Source organism: Sphingomonas sp. SORGH_AS_0950, assembly GCF_030818415.1.
In the GTDB taxonomy this organism is placed as follows: Bacteria; Pseudomonadota; Alphaproteobacteria; order Sphingomonadales; family Sphingomonadaceae; genus Sphingomonas.
Map to the genome: position 1 here is coordinate 2,266,399 of NZ_JAUTAE010000001.1, position 16,707 is coordinate 2,283,105.

At 68.1% G+C, this 16,707-nt stretch carries 10 protein-coding genes; 3 read left to right on the top strand and 7 right to left on the bottom strand.

Features of this window, described 5'->3' with window-relative positions; genetic code table 11:
* Nucleotides 1–3 precede the first annotated feature (3 nt).
* Together QE385_RS09895 and QE385_RS09900 are read right to left on the bottom strand one after the other, a co-directional pair.
* A complete protein-coding gene (locus tag QE385_RS09895; protein WP_307101361.1) occupies nt 4–1,596 on the bottom strand; it encodes a glycoside hydrolase family 43 protein in 1,593 nt (530 codons plus the stop codon).
* On the bottom strand, nt 1,593–2,834 hold the full coding sequence (locus tag QE385_RS09900) for an MFS transporter (RefSeq protein ID WP_307101363.1): 1,242 nt from the start codon (nt 2,832–2,834) through the stop codon (nt 1,593–1,595). Before QE385_RS09900 ends, QE385_RS09895 begins: the two co-directional genes overlap by 4 nt.
* Nucleotides 2,835–2,968: 134 nt before the next feature.
* Here QE385_RS09900 and QE385_RS09905 point away from each other — a divergent pair, with 134 nt between their 5' ends.
* The gene (locus QE385_RS09905; protein WP_307101366.1) at nt 2,969–4,003 is read left to right on the top strand and encodes a LacI family DNA-binding transcriptional regulator; all 1,035 of its coding nucleotides are present in this window, start codon (nt 2,969–2,971) and stop codon (nt 4,001–4,003) included.
* A gap of 144 nt (nt 4,004–4,147) precedes the next feature.
* On the opposite strand, the gene QE385_RS09910 is transcribed toward QE385_RS09905, so the two are convergent.
* Nucleotides 4,148–5,149 carry a glycoside hydrolase family 43 protein gene (locus tag QE385_RS09910; protein WP_307101368.1) on the bottom strand — a complete coding sequence of 334 codons (1,002 nt, stop codon included), beginning with the start codon at nt 5,147–5,149 and terminating at the stop codon, nt 4,148–4,150.
* Between the two features lie 12 nt (nt 5,150–5,161).
* Nucleotides 5,162–8,170, bottom strand: a complete 3,009-nt coding sequence (locus QE385_RS09915) for a TonB-dependent receptor plug domain-containing protein (RefSeq protein ID WP_373424716.1) — start codon at nt 8,168–8,170, stop codon at nt 5,162–5,164.
* Between the two features lie 341 nt (nt 8,171–8,511).
* Here QE385_RS09915 and QE385_RS09920 point away from each other — a divergent pair, with 341 nt between their 5' ends.
* Nucleotides 8,512–10,140 (top strand): alpha-L-fucosidase, encoded by a 1,629-nt coding sequence (locus QE385_RS09920; RefSeq protein ID WP_307101370.1) that lies wholly within the window; start codon nt 8,512–8,514, stop codon nt 10,138–10,140.
* Nucleotides 10,141–10,274: 134 nt separating this feature from the next.
* On the opposite strand, the gene QE385_RS09925 is transcribed toward QE385_RS09920, so the two are convergent.
* From QE385_RS09925 to QE385_RS09935, 3 genes are all read right to left on the bottom strand, one after another.
* Nucleotides 10,275–10,436 carry a hypothetical protein gene (locus tag QE385_RS09925; RefSeq protein WP_307101372.1) on the bottom strand — a complete coding sequence of 54 codons (162 nt, stop codon included), beginning with the start codon at nt 10,434–10,436 and terminating at the stop codon, nt 10,275–10,277.
* A 91-nt stretch (nt 10,437–10,527) separates the two neighbouring features.
* On the bottom strand, nt 10,528–11,787 hold the full coding sequence (locus QE385_RS09930) for an MFS transporter (RefSeq protein ID WP_307101374.1): 1,260 nt from the start codon (nt 11,785–11,787) through the stop codon (nt 10,528–10,530).
* Nucleotides 11,788–11,791: 4 nt separating this feature from the next.
* Nucleotides 11,792–14,086: a beta-glucosidase gene (locus tag QE385_RS09935; protein ID WP_307101376.1), complete on the bottom strand. Its 2,295-nt coding sequence runs from the start codon at nt 14,084–14,086 to the stop codon at nt 11,792–11,794.
* Between the two features lie 276 nt (nt 14,087–14,362).
* Between QE385_RS09935 and QE385_RS09940 the strand changes: the two genes are divergently transcribed.
* Nucleotides 14,363–16,648, top strand: a complete 2,286-nt coding sequence (locus QE385_RS09940; RefSeq protein ID WP_307101377.1) for a TonB-dependent receptor — start codon at nt 14,363–14,365, stop codon at nt 16,646–16,648.
* Nucleotides 16,649–16,707 lie beyond the last annotated feature (59 nt).

Consider the following 16,707-nt stretch of genomic DNA (forward strand, 5'->3'; position numbering starts at 1 on the left):
CCGTCATTCGTGCGGTTCGGGATCGTCCACATAGCGGAACCAGCGGAAATCCGCATGGCGCCCGGTGCCCGCCATGTCCTGGCAGGCCATGCCGACAAAGGTGCCGGTGAAATTGGGCAGCCCCTGCAACGTGGCCTCGTCCGACAACAGGCTGGCGTCGAACGCCTCGGGCAGCCATTGCCACGCGCCCGCGCCCTCGGCCCGGAAGGCGAAGCGCAGCCGCTCATGATCGACCGCGACGCGCAGCTCGACCGGCCCCTCGGGCGCGGGGACCGGCGCGCTCAGCACGCTGCGCCCCTCGCCGACCGGCAGGACCGACAGGACCTGCACCTGCCGCCGCCCCGCATCGTCGGCGGTCAGGTGGAGGTAGAGATATTTGCTGCTGTTGTAATAACAGACCAGCCCCGCCGCCTGCTGGAAATGCTCGGGTGTGAAGTCGACCAGCGTCTGCGCGTCATAGCGGAACGCGGTCTGGCGGCGCGCGACCAGCGACTGGGTGAAATGGCTGCCGATCGTCTCGCGCCCGTACAGGCGCAGATGGCCCGGCCTTGCGGTCAGGCTGAACAGATGGTCGGGATCGGGCGTGCGCAGCCATTGGAAGGCGGCGGGCAGATCGGGCGAGTCGAACACGTCATGCGCCTCGATCCGTTCGGGGGCGTCGATCACCGGCGGCTCCTCGGCACAGCGCAGCCAGCCATCCGCACCCCAGGCCATGCGCCGGATCGCCGTCTCGCGCCCCATCACGCAGCGGTCGCTCTGGGGCAGCGGGCGGCCGCAGAGATAGGCCATCCACGTCTCCCCCTCCGCCGTGTCGACCAGATCGCCGTGGCCGGTGCGCTGGAGCGGAGCGTCGGGCCTGTCGCGCATGGTCAGCACGGGGCCGTCGGGATGCGTCTCATAGGGGCCGAACAGGGCGCGCGACCGGGCCATCACCACGGCATGGCCGCGCTCTGTCCCCCCCTCGGCGACGAGCAGATGATACCAGCCGTCACGCTTGTAGAGGTGCGGCCCCTCGGTGAAGCCGAGCGATGTCCCCTCGAAGATGACGCGCCGTTCGCCGATCAGGCGGCCGCTGGTCAGGTCCATTTCCTGCACCACGATGCCCGCGAAGCGCTTTCGGTCGGGGCGATGGTCCCACAGCATGTTGAGCAGCCAGCTGCGCCCGTCATCGTCATGGAACAGCGCGGGGTCGAAGCCGCTGCTGTTCAGATGGACCGCGTCCGTCCAGTCGCCGTCGATCCGCTCGCTCGACACCCAGTAATTGTGGAAATCGCGCAGCGACGCGCCCTTCGCGCCGTCGATGGTGGTGCGGCCATAGCGCTTCACGTCGGTGAAGATCAGGTGGAAGCGCCCGTCCTTGTAACTGAGATCGGGGGCCCACACGCCGCAGCCATCAGGATTGCCGCGCATGTCGAGTTGGCCCGCGCGCACCAGGGGCCGTGCGACCAGCGTCCAGTTCGCCAGATCGCGGCTGTGATGGATCTGGACGCCCGGATACCATTCGAAGGTCGAGGTCGCGATATAATAGTCCTCGCCGACCCGGACGATCGACGGATCGGGGTTGAAGCCGCGCAGGATGGGATTGATCGGGGTCATGCGGGTTTGCGCACCAGGGTCCAGAGGAGAGCCGCGCCCGCCAGATCGAGCAGGCCGAGCAGGATGAAGAAGGGCTGATAACCGACCTGATCGACCAGCGAGCCGAGCGTCAGGGTGAAGAGCAGCACGCCCAGATTGGCCGCCGTCCCCGATACGCCGGTCGCGGTCGCCACCTGATCCTGCGGGAACAGGTCGGAGCACAGGGTGATGACCGTCACCGACAGCGTCTGGTGCGCGAAACCGCCCAGGCACAGGAGCGCGACGGCGGCGACCGGGCTGGTCACGCTGCCCACGAACATCATGCCGGTCATCAGCACCGCACCCAGCGTGAAGGCCCCGCGCCGCGCGTCGATCAGATTGACTCCGCGCCGCTGGAGAAAGGCGACGACGGCCGGCCCGAACAGGCACCCCAGATCGGCGGCGAGGAAGGGCAGCCAGGCGAACAGCGCGATCTGGGTCAGGTCGAAATGCCGCGCCTGCACCAGATAGAGCGGCATCCACAGCGACAGCATCCCCCAGACCGGATCGGCCAGGAACCGCGCCGCCGCGATCGCCCAGAGGTTACGGCGGCCAAGCAATTCGCGCAGCGGCGGGCGGCGGCGCTTCCTGGCGAGCGCGGCCTCCTGCCCCTCGACGATCAGCGTGCGCTCGCGCGGCGACAGCATTCGGTGCCGGGCGGGTGGCGCGTACCAGAGCAGCCAGGCGACGACCCAGAGCAGCCCCAGCCCGCCCGCCACGAAAAAGGCCGCGCGCCAGCTATGGTGGAAGACAGCCCAGGCGACGAGCGGCGGCGCGAACACTGCGCCGAACGACGCGCCGATCTGATAGAGGCCGCCCGCCAGCCCGCGCTCGCGCGCCGGAAACCACTCGGCGACGAGCTTCATGCCCGCGGGCTGCGCCGATCCCTCGACCAGCCCCAAGGCGCCGCGAAGCCCGGCGAACCCCATCCAGCCACTCGCAAAGCCATGCCCGATGGTGATGCACGACCAGACCGCGACGAACAGGGTGAAGCCGATCTTCAACCCGATCAGGTCGAGCAGATAGCCCGCCACCGGCTGGAACATGATGCCGAACTGGAACGCGCCGGTGATCCAGGAATATTGCTGCGCCGAGATATGCTGCTCGGTCATGATCGCGGGCGCGGCGACGCCCAGGATGCTGCGCGTCAGATAGTTGATGACCATCGCACCGACGAACAGCGCGATGATCGTCCAGCGGATATAGGGAAATCGCGTCACGCCGCGCCTTTCGATTGTATCGGGATTTTCGCCGACGGGACGCATCCCCGGCATTGACCTTCCCCCTTACGGCAAGGCACGGCGATGGAAGACGACCGGGGCGACAGGCCCCGCGACGACAGGATATTGGGCTTTTGACGCGTACCCGACAGCGCCCGCGCGGCGTGACGATCATCGATGTGGCCAAGGCGTCGGGCGTGTCGCCGATGACCGTGTCGCGCGTCATCAACGGCGATGCGGGGGTGCGCGACGAGGTGCGCGCGCATGTCCGCGAGATGATCGCCAAGCTGAACTACACGCCCAATCTGATGGCGCGCAGCCTGGTCACGGCGCGCGAGATCCGGATCGGCGTGATCTATTCCAACCCCAGCGCGGCATTCATGAGCGAGCTGCTGGTCGGCGTGTTCGAGGACGCCTCGACCCGCGCGGCGCAGCTGTTCCTGCTGAAGGGCGAAAACGGCAAGCCGCCGTCGCGCGCGGCGATCGAGGGGCTGATCGCGCAGCGGATCGCGGGCGTGCTGCTGGCGCCGCCGCTGGGCGAGTCGGCGGCGGTGCGCGAGATCCTGCGCGAGGCGGGGCTGCCCGTCGCGGTGATCGGCGGCGTCGCGCCCGATGCGGTGTGCGTGGGCATCGACAATAACCGCGCCGCCTATGACATGACCCGGCATCTGATCGGGCTGGGCCACCGGCGGCTGGGCTTCGTGCTGGGCAATCCCGACCAGTCGGCCAGCATCGCGCGGCTTGCGGGCTTTCGGGCGGCGGTCGAGGAAGCGGGCGGGATCGAGACCCAGGTGGTGCAGGGCGATTACAGCTATGCCTCGGGCCTGGTCGCGGGCGAGACGCTGTTGGACGGCGCGACGCCGCCGACCGCGATCTTCGCCAGCAATGACGACATGGCCGCCGCGATCGTCTCGGTCGCCCATCGGCGGCATCTGGACGTGCCCGGCGACCTGACCGTGGCGGGCTTCGACGACAGCATCGCCGCGACGACGCTCTGGCCGCCGCTGACCACCGTCCACCAGCCGGTCCGCGCACTGGCGGAGGCGGCGCTCCAGATGCTGATCCAGGAGATTCGCGGCGGGGCGCCCAGGGCCGACGGAGAGCCCCGCGTCACGATCCTCGACCACCGGCTGGTCGAACGCGACTCCACCGCCGCGCCGCGTCCTTGAAGTTTGCGCCCCACCCCGGCGAAAGCCGGGGTCCAGTTGCTTTGACGCCGGTGGAGCAGCCGATCGCACGGGCGACCATTTCAGACGCATGGCAACTGGACCCCGGCCTTCGCCGGGGTGGAGCGGAGGAAGCGGACTCACCCCCTACCGCCCCGCTGCCGTGACGCCGGCTTCGGTCTGGACCACCGGCTTCATCGTCCCGTCGGGGTTGTAGTAAAGCCGCTCGACCGTCACCGCGCGGCGACCGATCGATCCGCTCTGGTCGCCGATCGCCAGCGTGGCATTGTGGAGGAAGAGGTAGGACTTGCCCTTGAAGTCGGCGATGCCGGGATGGATGGTGAAGCTGTACTTGCCCGATCCGGTCAGCAGCCCGCGATAGGTCCAGGGCCCCTTGGGCGACGGCGCGGTGGCATAGGACACATGCTCGTCCCGCTGCGTCGTGCGATCGAGCGAGGCATAGGTCAGGTAATAGAGCTTGCCGCGCTTGTGCAGCCAGGGCCCCTCCTCGAAATGCGGCGGCGTGATTTCGGTGATCGGGCCGTCGATCTCGATCATGTTGGGCTTCAGCTTCGCGATATAGCATTGCCGATTGCCCCAGGCGATCCAGGTCGTCCCGTCATCGTCGGTCATCACGGTCGGGTCGATGTCTTCCCAGCTATGCGTGCCCTTGGGCGTCATCTCGTTGGTGACGAGCGCGGAGCCCTTGGCATCGACGAACGGGCCGGTCGGCTTGTCGGACACGGCAACCGCGATCGCCTTGCCCGGATGGGTGTCGTCATGCTCGACCGCGGCATAGAACCAGTATTTGCCGTTTTTGTAGATCGTCTGGCTGGCCCAGGCGTCCTTCTTGGCCCATTTGAAGTCGCGCACGTTCATGATCGGCCCATGCGGCCTCCAGTGGCGCATGTCGGTGGTCGAATAGACCAGCCATTCCTTCATGTTGAACATCTCGTCCCGCTGCGCCTCGTCATGCCCGACATAGAGGTACAGCCGGTCGCCGACGACCAGCGGCGCCGGGTCGGCGGTGAAGCGGTCCCGGATGATCGGGTTGCTCCCCGGACGCTCCCGCGACGGCTCCGGCATGGACAGGGCGCTGCCCGGCAGGGCGAGCAGCAGGCACGCAGCGATGATCCGCGACAGGGTCATGGCCTGTTTCCTTTAGAAGCTGAACCGCACGCCCGCGCGGAACACCCGCCCGAGAACGTCGTACAGCGCCGGGTTGACGAAATAGGGCGAACGGGCCGGATCGCGGTTGAACACATTGTCGACCTTGAAATAGGCGGTGACCGCCGGGGTCACGTTATAGGTGCCGCCCACGTCGAAATAAAAGGCGCCGGGGATGAAGTTGGTGTCGATCGTCGGCCGGTTGGCGGTCGAGGCGGGACAGCCGGTGGTACACTCGATATACTGGTTGCCCAGCTTGCCGTCGCTGAACCAGCGTTCCTGCAGCAGCAGCGACCAGTCGTCGGTGGCATAGGTCTGCACCGCCAGCCATTTCCATTTGGGCGTGTTGCCGATGTTCACCCCCGCCGTGTCGTTGGGGATGGTGCCGGGCAGGCCGGTATCGGTGATGAACCGCCGGATATTGGTCGCCAGCGCGCGCAGCGTCAGGCTGCCCGGCAGGCCCAGCGGACGCTGCCAGCGATAGCTCGCCTCGATATCGAAACCGTCGGTCAGGATCGATGCCAGGTTGAACGACTGGACGTTGATGAAATTGGGGCCGTTGGGGTTGTTCAGGTTGAACACGCCGCACGTCTCCGGCGCGATGTTCAGGAAGCACAGGTTGACGATGTCCTGCGCGCCCAGGCTGGAGATGACGTCGGTGATCTTGATCTTGTAATAGTCGACCGACAGGCTGAGCCCCGGAATCGCCGCCGAGTTGGAGAAGGCGATGCCCAGCGTGGTGTTGCGCGCGATCTCGGGCGTCAGGTTGACGTTGCCGATGGTGTTCTGGAGCGCCAGCACGTTGACGTTGCGGAAGGGATCGAAAAAGCCCGGCAGGGTCGTCGTGACCGGCGCGGCGAACAGTTCCGATAGATTGGGCGCGCGCACGTCGCGCGAGGTCACGCCGCGGATGCGCAGGCCGTCGACCGGCAGGTCCCAGGTGCCGCCGATCTTCCACGCCCAGACGGTGCCCGAGGTGCTATAGTCGGTGACGCGCACCGCGCCGTTGATATTGGCCCGGCCGCCCGCATCCGAATTGATGATCGGCAGATCGGCCTCGAGGAACGCCTCCTTGACGCTATAGGCGCCGTTGCCGTTCTTGTAATTGCCCGCATACCAGTTGTTGCCGTCCGCCAGCAGCACCGGGTCGGCCGGATAGGCGCCGTTGGCCGGGGTGTTCGCGAAGCCCGCGCCGTAGGGATCGGCGCGCACGCGGTAGAATTCGTGGCGGAACTCGCCGCCGAACGCCACCGACACCGGCCCCGCCCAGGACGAGAAGGGCGAGCCCGAGAAGTTGAGGCTGATCACGTCCTGGGTCTGGCGCGTCCGCTGATAGGCGCCGTTCTGCGGGATGATATAGCTGAGCGCCTCCGCCGAGGGATTACCGCCGAAGATGTTGAGCGGCTGGCACCCATTGGCCCGCGCCGTCGCATCGGCGCAGACGATCGCGCCGTTCAGCGTGATGGCGTTGATCGCCTGGTTGAACCGGCGCGACAGCATGATGTTGCTGACATCGACATCGGTATAGTTGGTGCCGTGCTCGTAATAGATGTCGTAGGACCAGTCGGACCCGGCGACCGCCTCGCGCCCCTTGGCGCCCGCGACGAAGCGATACTGACGACGATCGGTATAGACCTGGCTGTTGCCCAGCGCGGCGTTGCTGGTGCCGTACTGGAAATTGGTGATGCCCGCCGTGGTGCAGGCCGCCTTGATCGCCGCCGGGACATAGGGATTGGCGCACTCGATCGTCAGGTTCGGGCGGTTCATGCCGCCGACCGGCTGGTTGTTGGTCTTCACCTGGCCGATATTGACCGTGCCATAGATTTCGCCGTTGGGCGCGAAGTCATAGCCGATACGGCCATAGCTGTTCACCCGCTGGATCTTCGACTGGAGCGAGCGGCCCGCATCGACATTGCCCGACAGGTCCCCGCCCAGGCAGAAGCCGGGGAGACAGCCGCGGACATTGCCCGCCGCGTCGCGCGCTGGCACCCCGCCCGAGCCGTACTGGAACTGGAACGGATTGCCCGCCTGGTCGAAGGCGATGCCCTGGAGCGGCCCGGCGGTGATCAGGCCGTATTTGGTGTAGTTATAGGGCTGGGCATAGTCGCGGAACAGATATTGCGGCGTCCCGTCGTTCAGGACGTTGCGGTTGATCAGGGTCGACTGGCGGAACCAGTCGCGCCCGCCCGCCAGCGCGGTGCCGAACTCGCCGCCGCCGACGCCGTCCTCATGCGCATATTCGGTGCTGGCGATCAGGTGCAGGCGGTCGTTCAACAGGCTGGTGCCGCCCGCCAGCTGGACCAGCACCTGCTGGTCGTCGCCATAGGTGGTCAGGCCGCCCTGGACATTGCCCTTGATCCCCTTGAACCGGGTATCGGTGATGAAGTTGACGACACCGCCGACCGCGTCCGATCCATAGGAGGCCGAGGCGCCGCCATTGACCACATCGACCCGCTTGATCAGCAGCTGCGGGAACAGGCTGATATCGGGTACGCCGGTGACGTTGGCGCCGACGACGCGCTGCCCGTCGAGCAGGGTCAGGGTGCGGATCGCGCCCACGCCGCGCAGCGAGAAGGAGCTGAGCCCCTGCTGCCCGCTCGACGTGCTGAAGGTGTTGACCGAGGTGCCGGTCGAGCCCTGGAGCGAGGGCAGCTGCGCGACCGTGGTGAAGATGTTGGGCTGCGCATTCTGCTGGATCTGCTGCTCGCCGATCACCGTGGTCGGGGTCGGCGCGGTGAAGCCGCCGGTGGTGATGCGTGAGCCGGTGACGATGATGTCGCGGGTCTGGGCTTCGCCGGCATCGGCGGGCGGCGAGGCCACATCGCCCTGCCCTGCCTGAGCCCCCGCTCCCGCCTGATCGCCCTGCCCCGGCTGGACCGTCGCGCCATCCTGCGCCGGGGCGGTCTGGCCCTGGGCCGGCATGGCGATACACAGGGCCAGGACCGCCAGGCTGGCCGGTCCGATGCCGCTCTTGCCCGAACGGCGGGCGCGCGTTCCCGTCATCATCGTCTCCACTCCCTATCTCGTTCCGTTATATCTGGTAACGTTACCAGTATCACTCTTCGCTTTTTCGCTGTCTGTCAACTGTCCGACATTCGGGGATAATCCCGCTTCGGCCCGGTCCAGGGTAGCGGCAGGGACGGACCGCCCCGCTTATGCGCCCGATCGCATGCGATCACCCCGCCGGGGGCGCGGCAGGTTTCGGTGGGGGCACCTCGCGATGCCACACCGTGCCGGACCGCAACGCCCGCGCCTTGCGCCATGCAAACCCATGGACGCGCGTGCTTTTGTCAGGCAAGTTCGCGGTTCCGCACCTGTGCCTCAGCCTCCAAGGGGAAAAAACGATGCAGATCGGCCGCCGATCGTTCCTGTCCGCCATGGGAGGCATCGGGGGGTCCGCGCTGCTTCCCGGTCGCGCCGGGGCCGCGACGCCCCAGGCGTTTCGGCCCGACTGGTCCTCGCTGGTCGCGGGTTATCAGGCGCCCGACTGGTTCCGCGATGCCAAGTTCGGCTTCTGGGCGCACTGGTCGGCGCAGTGCGTGCCCGAGGCGGGCGACTGGTATGCGCGCGAAATGTATCTGCAGGGCACCCGCGCCTATCGGCATCACCTGGCGCATTACGGCCACCCGGCCGATGTCGGCTTCATGCAGATGTATCCGCGCTGGACCGCCGCGAACTGGGACCCGGCGCGGCTGCTCGACCTCTATCAGCGGTCGGGCGCGCGCTATTTCATGGCGCTGGCCAATCACCACGACAATTTCGATTCCTATGCGTCCAGCCATCATCCCTGGAATGCGACGCGCTTCGGCCCCAAGCGCGACATCGTCGGCATCTGGGCGAAGCTGGCGCGCGAGCGGGGGCTGCGCTTCGGCGTGTCCAACCATTCGGGGCATGCCTGGCACTGGTATCAACCCGCCTATGGCTATGATCCCGAAGGTCCGCGCGCCGGGCAACGCTATGACGCGGCGCGGCTGACCCGGGCGGACGGGCGCGGGCAATGGTGGGACGGGCTGGACCCGCAACAGCTCTATACCGGCCCGACGATGAAGATGCCCGACGGCTTCCGCTCGATCGCCGAGGCCGATGCGTGGCACGAGAAAAACGACCGGGTCTGGGACGAAAAGCCGCCCGCCGCCAACCCGGCCTTTGTCCGCCAGTGGCGGCTGCGCTGTCGCGAGCTGGTCGACCTCTATCAGCCCGACCTCCTGTACTTCGACAATTTCACGCTGCCGCTGGGCCAGGCGGGGCTCGATATGGCCGCCTATATGTACAACAGCTCGATGCAGCGGAACGGCGGCCGCAACGAGGCGGTGGTGACCGCCAAGAATACGCCGCCGGAGCGGCTTGCGGGAATCGTCGACGATGTCGAGCGCGGCGCACACCAGTCGATCCAGCCCTATCCCTTCCAGACCGAGACCTGCATCGGCAACTGGCATTACGACCGCGATCTCTATGCGCGTGACGGGTACAAGACGCCGCGCAAGATCATCCACACGCTGTGCGACGTCATCGCCAAGAACGGCAATATGATGGTGTCGGTGCCGATGCGCGGCAACGGCACGATCGACGAGAAAGAAGAGGCGATCGTCGAGCGGATCGGCGCGTGGATGCGCCGTTATGGCGATGCGATCTACGCCACCCGCCCCTGGCGCCTGCTGGGCGAGGGCCCCACCGCGTCAAAGGGCGGCCAGTTCAACGAAGGCGGGCAGGACTCGCATTATACCCCGCGCGACGTGCGCTATGTGCGCAAGGGGGCGGCGGTCCATGGCTTCACGCTGGGCTGGCCCGAGGACGATGTCGCGCGTTTCCCCGCGCTCGCGCGGACCGGATCGGTGCAGCGGGTAACGATTCCCGGCGATCCGGCGCCGCTGCCCTTCCGCCGCACCGCCGAGGCGCTGGAGGTCGACCTGCCCCCCGCGCTGCGCAACGATATCGGCGTCGCGTTGGTGGTGGAGGGGCCGGGGCTGGTGTAATTCCGCCGCAGCTCATCGATTCCTTGGCGCTTTTTAAACCGCCTGACGGTAAGGGGAGCGCGAGGTCGGGCTTCCGCACGGTCCTCGACGCCCCGTTCTGGCTTGTGTCACTACGGATAGGACGGGGCGTCTCCTCAGGTCAGCGAGGATTTCCGCTTCGGCGCATCCTCCCCCTCGGTGCTGGCCTGCCCCTTGTCGAGCGTATCGCTGGGGCGGCGGGCATCGCCGTCGCGCTGATGCTCGGTCGACAGATTGGGGCGCGCGGTTTCGGTCGTCGGCTTGATGGCATCGTCCATGTCGCTCTCCTTTTCGGGGGCAATGCGCCGCCGGGGGCCGACGTTCCCCTGCGCCCCCGCCATTCGCCCCGCCTGCGACGCGGTCCGGCGCCTACTCCCAGGTCCGCACCCCCAGGATCGCCAATCCCCCGATGCCGGTCATCAGCGCCAGCACCACCATGACGGTGGTGAAATCCTGCGGCGTGGCGAACGTCCAGGTCAGCGAGGCGCCGATGATCGAGGGCACGGTGTTGGTCAGGTTGAACAGCCCCAGGTCGCGCCCCCGGTGGCGCGGATCGGGCAGCAGTTGCAGGATCAGCCCGGCATGGAGCGCGACGAACACCGAAGAGCCGGTCGTATAGACGACGAAGGCGACCGCCGCGATCCGCCAGTCGGCGCCGATTCCCCGCATCCCGATCCAGGCCATGACGACCAGCCCCGCCGTCGCGACCAGCGCGGCCACCAGCAGGATGCCCTTTCGCCGCCGGGTCCGGTCGGCCAGCGGCCCCAGGATCAGCGCGATCGGCAGGGGCGCGAGGAAGGCGATGGTGAAGAGCTGCCCGATCCAGCGCGGCAGCGCCGCCCACTCAGCGACCGGCAGGATCGCCTCGAAATAATAGAGGAGATAGACCTGGGTGACGATGGCGGCGACCTGGATCGACAGCCGCGACAGCCCCGCGACGACCAGATCGCGACGCGGCGGCAACGGGCCCGATGCGCCCTTGGCCTCGACCGGGACCATGATCCGCGCGCGCGTCAGCATCAGCGGCAGGATGAGGATCAGGCTCATGCCCAGCAGCACCGCCATCCGGCCATGCTCGCCCAGCATCGCCGATCCGACCAGCAGCGTCGACAGGGCCGAGGCCGCCGGACTGCCCAGCGCGAGCAGCCCGCCCGCCGTGCCGCGCTGATCGTCGGGTATCTCCTCGGCCATGATCGCCATCATCGGCGCGAGCAGCGCGTTGACCGCCAGCTGAAAGGCCAGGATCGCCGCGATCAGCGCCGCCGGGGTGGTGGCGAGCGCGAACCCGCCATAGCTGGCGGCGATCGCCACGATCCCCAGGCCCATCCACACCCGCCTGCCATGGCCGGCGCGCTGGGTCCGGTCGCTCAGCCAGCCGAACAGGATATTGGCCAGGCTCGCCGCCGCCGCGCCGCAGATCGCGATCAGCGACAACAGGCCGATCCGCCCCGCGCCGTCGATCGCCTCCACCTTGATCGGCAGCAGCAGGGTCAGAAGCGGCAGATAGGCGATCACCCCGCCCGCATTGGCCAGCGCGAAGAGGCCCAGTGGCAAGGGGCGGTGCGAGGATGGGCGGGCGGACATGGCCGCCGCACCCTGTCCCCGATCACGCCGCCGGAGATCGGCCATCCGCTCAGGGCTTCATCGTCTGCGCCTCGACGGTCGTGCTGGTCACGATCGCCCGGTCGGCGGCGTCATGCGACAGCGCCACCCGGTAGCGCCCGCCCCTGATCCGCCAGCCGGGCAGGCCGGTGTCGTAATCGGCGACGATGCGCGGCTCGGCGGTCAGGGTGATGCGCCGGGTCTCGCCGGGCTTCAGCGCGACCCGCTGGAACCCGGCCAGCCGCATCGCGTCCCCGCTGCCGTCGCGCGCGACATAGATTTGCGGCACGTCCGACCCGGCGCGCTGGCCGGTGTTCACCACGTCGAAGGTCACGCTGATCGTCCGCCCGCCGGTGACGACCGGGTTGCGATAGGCGAAGCTGGTATAGCTGAGCCCGTGGCCGAAGGGGAAAAGCGGCTTCAGCCCCTTTTTCTCGTACCAGCGATAGCCGACATCGGCGCCCTCGACATAATCGACCGGGAAGCTCTGGAGCGTGATCCCGCCCGCCGCCGCCGGATTGGCCGCCGCCGCCGCTTCGACCTCGCTCAGCTTGTCCAGCCCGACGGGGCGCGGGCGCGGCGGCTGCGAGGCGTCGGCGGGGAAGGTGATCGGCAGGCGGCCCGACGGGTTGACCCGCCCGGTCAGGATCGCGGCCAGCGCCTCGCCGCCCCGCTGGCCGGGATACCAGGCCTGGAGGATAGCGGGCACCTTGGCGATCCAGGGCATCAGCACCGGGCCGCCCGTCTCCATCACCGCCACCGTGCGCGGCTGGACGGCGGCGATCGCGGCGATCAGCGCGTCCTGCTGGTTGGGCAGGCGCAGGTCGGGCACGTCGTCGGCCTCGGTCGTCCACTGGGTGGCGAAGAAGATCGCCATGTCCGCATTCTTCGCCGCCGCCACCGTCGCGTTCAGGTTGCGCCCGTCCTGCCATTCGATCTGGACGCCGGGCAGCGCCTTGCGCAGCGCATTGAGCGGCGAGGAGGCATGATAGGTGATCCGCGCGAACGAGGCCGAGCCGCCATAGGCGAGCGGGATCTCGACCGGCGCGCCGCCGACCGAGCGGACCTGCGACGAACCGCCGCCCGACAGCACGCCGACATCGGCATTGCCGCCGATCACCACGATCCGCTTCGCGGTCCGGGCGATGGGCAGGAGGTTGCCGTCATTCTTGAGGAGGACGATCCCCGCCTCCGCCGCGCGCTGCGCCACCTCGGCATGGGCGGCATAATCAGGGGTTACCGCCCGCGCGGGCACGGGGGCGTCATAGGCGCCGGTTTCGATCAGCCCGGTCAGATAGCGCGCGACCATGTCGTCCAGCCGCGCCTCGCTGACCTGCCCCTTGGCCACCGCCTCGGCCAGCGGCGCACCGAAATAGACCGCCTTGTCGAGTTCCTCGCCCGATTCCTGGTCCAGTCCGGCATTGGCGGCCTTCGCGGTCGAATGCACCGCGCCCCAGTCGCTCATCACCCAGCCCGGATAGGCCCAGTCGCGCTTCAGCACATCGGTCAGCAGGTGGCGGTTCTCGCACGACCAGTCGCCATTGACCTTGTTATAGGCGCACATGACCGATCCGGGCTGGCCCTTCTCGATCGCGATCTGGAAGGCGAGCAGGTCGCTCATCCGCAGCGCCGCCTCGCCGATCCGCGCGTCGAGCACGGCGCGGCCGGTCTCCTGCGCGTTCAGCGCATAATGCTTGATCGTCGAGACGATGCGGTTCGACTGGACGCCCGCGATATGCGCGCCGCCCAGCGTCCCCGCCAGCAGCGGATCTTCGCCCAGATATTCGAAGTTGCGGCCGTTCCACGGATCGCGGGTCAGGTTGACGCCGCCCGCCAGCAGCACGTTGAACCGCTTGTCGCGCGCCTCCGCACCGATCATCGCGCCGCCCGCGCGGGCGATGGCGGGATCGAAGCTGGCGGCGGTGGCAAGGCCGGAGGGGAGCGCGGTGGCGACATCGCCGACCCGCTGCTCGACCTGGTTGGCGACGCCCAGCGACGCGTCGCTTTCGCGCACCACCGGCACGCCCAACCGGGGGATGCCGTCGATATGCCCGGCCGAGGGGATCAGTTCCTCGCGCGTCTTGCCCGCCGCCATGGTGGGGAACAGGCCATGGACCAGCAGGATCTTCTCCGCGCGGGTCATCTGCGCGACGATCCGGTCGGCACGGGCGCGGGCTGCGGCGGCGGCGGAGGGGGCGGTCGCCTTCGCCGCCGGCTGTGCGCGATTGTGCGTCCGGGTCTGCGCCGCGCCCTGCGCGCTCATGCCCGTCCCGGCCAGCGCGATCATCGCCAGCCCGCTCGCCATCATGCCCTTCGTCACCGTCATCCTCCCAGTATCGCTTGCTTTGCACCTTCTCTGTTGCATCCATGCCATCCTGTCCAGCGGGCGTTCACAACCCCGCGGAATCAAGGACTAACCTCTCCGGACACCCATCCGCCCCTGCCCGAACGAGCGTGCCCGGGAGCCCGACGGACAGGGCGGGGGTCTGTCCGATCGACCATCGCCAGGGTCACCGCCCCGACTGCCCCATCGTGATAATGAGATTGACTCGCATAATCACGATGATTAGCGCGCGAGCGTAACGAAATGGGGGATAAGACGATGATGGTTCGATCGGTGCTGGCCGTGCTCCTTGGCTCGGCCGCGACGCCGCTGTTCGCGCAGGTGGCACCGCCGCCGCAGCCCGATGCGACGGTGCAGGACGGCAGCAACGACATCGTCGTGCTGGGGGAAAAGGCCGGTCGCACCCTGCAGGAAACCCCCGCCAGCGTCGCCGTCACCACCGCCGAGACGATCCGGAACCAGAATCTGCTCGACGTCTATGACGTGCTCCAGCGCACGCCCAACGTCTCGATCGGCGCCGACCGGACCAGCTTCACGATCCGCGGCATCGACGCCTTCAACGTCTCGGGCGCGGGCGACGGGGCGCTGGCCAGCGTCTATGTCGACGGCGCGGTGCTGCCCCGTGCGGCGCTGAACACCGGGCCGCTCGACCTTTACGACATCGCCCAGGTGGAGGTGTTTCGCGGGCCGCAATCGACCGTGCAGGGGCGCAATGCGCTGGCGGGTGCGGTGATCGTGCGCACCACCGACCCCGGTTACGAATGGAGCGGGCAGGCGCGCGTGATGCTGACCGGCCCCGATGGCCAGCGGCGCGCAGGCGCGGCGATCGGCGGCCCGCTGCTCGGCGACCAGATCGCCTTCCGGCTGGCGGGCGAGGTCGCCCGGACCGACGGGCTGGTCCATAACACCACGCTCCACCGCGACGCCGATGCCCGCCAGTCGGAGACGCTGCGGGCCAAGCTGCTGGTCACCCCCGACGCGCTCCCCGGACTGCGGGTGGTCGCGACCTATCTGCACGATCGCCATGTGCGCGGCGTCTATGCCTATGAGTTCGACGCCCCCTACAAGCCCACCGACCGTATCGTCACCGAGGACGTTGCGACCGATACCCGCGTGGTCAGCGACATCGCCACGCTGGAGGCGCATTATGCGCTGGGCGGCGGATTCGACCTGACCTCGGTCACCAACTATTCCGACGTCCGCGCCCATTATGTCGCCGATCCCGATCGCAACGCGACCCCCGGCCAGCTCAGCCTGACCCGCGATCCCGCCAAGACGGTCCAGCAGGAACTGCGGCTGGGCATCGACCTGCCCTGGGTCCAGGGGCTGGTCGGCGCCTATTATCTGCGCGAGGACAATCGCGACTATCTGTTCGAGGCGACGCAGGATCTGAACCTGACCCGGTTGGGCGTCGACCGGCAGCTGCTGGCGCTCGGCCTGTCGCAGCCGGTCGTGAACACGGTGCTGGGCCTGTATGGCGGCGTCGTTCCGATCCGCAACCGCCTGACCCAGCCGCGACTGACCCGCAACCTGGCCGGGTTCACCGACCTGACCTTCCCGCTGACCGCGCGGCTGAAACTGCGCGCCGGGCTGCGCTACGACAATGAGCGGCAGCAGCGCGGCGCCACCCAGTCGGTCGTGCTCAACGGCACGCTGCCCGATCCGGCGCGGCTGCCCGTACCCGCGCTGGCACCGATCGTCACCCGGCTGAACGCCCTGCTGGTCGCCACCGCCGCCGGGGCGACCAGCGTCGAGCCGATCCGGACCATCACCTATGACGCCTGGCTGCCCAAGCTGGGACTGACCTGGGACGTCGCGGCCAATATCGGGCTGAGCGCGACGGTGCAGCGCGGCTATCGCGCCGGCGGGGCGGGCATCAACCAGCAGCGCGGCCAGGCCTTCACCTACGCCCCCGAATATACCTGGAACTATGAAGTCGCGCTGCGATCCGACTGGTTCGACCGCAAGCTCAGCTTCAACGCCAATGCCTATTATATCGACTGGCGCGACCAGCAGGTGGCGGTGCGGCTGACCCCCGGCGCGGTGTTCGACACCCAGGTCGTCAATGCAGGCAAGTCGCGCCTCTATGGCTTCGAGGCGGAGTTGCGCGGGCGGCCGACCCGCACGCTCGACCTGTATGTCGGGGTCGGGCACAGCCGGTCGAAGTTCCTCGACTTCACCGTCCCGGTCGGCACGCTCGGACGATCGGCCAGCGGCAACGAATTCGCCAACGCGCCGCACTGGACCGCCTCCGCCGGGGGGACGTGGCACGACGATAGCGGGCTGTTCGCCAATGTGAACGCGACATACCGCGATGCCTTCTACCAGGACACGGTGAATCAGAGCGTGCGCGACATCCGCCCGCTGACGCTGGTGAATGCCAAGCTGGGGTGGCGGAACCAGCATTTCGGCGCCTATCTGATCGCCAGCAACATCTTCGACCGACAGCAGCCGACGTCCTTCTACACCGATTTCGACGGCCGCGTGCGGGGCACCCTGTCCAATCCCCGCATCCTGGGGTTGAGTTTCGAGGGGCGGTTCTGACGCCCTTCCCTATCGGTCAACCGCCTCTTGTGCAGTGCACAGATTTTCTCCGCCGATCA

Bases quoted from the DNA above. Each gene is read 5' to 3' on its own strand.
- QE385_RS09895 (WP_307101361.1), bottom strand. From the start codon at position 1,596: ATGACCCCGATCAATCCCATCCTGCGCGGCTTCAACCCCGATCCGTCG.
- QE385_RS09910 (WP_307101368.1), bottom strand. From the start codon at position 5,149: ATGACCCTGTCGCGGATCATCGCTGCGTGCCTGCTGCTCGCCCTGCCG.
- QE385_RS09915 (WP_373424716.1), bottom strand. From the start codon at position 8,170: ATGACGGGAACGCGCGCCCGCCGTTCGGGCAAGAGCGGCATCGGACCG.
- QE385_RS09920 (WP_307101370.1), top strand. From the start codon at position 8,512: ATGCAGATCGGCCGCCGATCGTTCCTGTCCGCCATGGGAGGCATCGGG.
- QE385_RS09925 (WP_307101372.1), bottom strand. From the start codon at position 10,436: ATGGACGATGCCATCAAGCCGACGACCGAAACCGCGCGCCCCAATCTG.
- QE385_RS09930 (WP_307101374.1), bottom strand. From the start codon at position 11,787: ATGGCCGATCTCCGGCGGCGTGATCGGGGACAGGGTGCGGCGGCCATG.
- QE385_RS09935 (WP_307101376.1), bottom strand. From the start codon at position 14,086: ATGACGGTGACGAAGGGCATGATGGCGAGCGGGCTGGCGATGATCGCG.
- QE385_RS09940 (WP_307101377.1), top strand. From the start codon at position 14,363: ATGATGGTTCGATCGGTGCTGGCCGTGCTCCTTGGCTCGGCCGCGACG.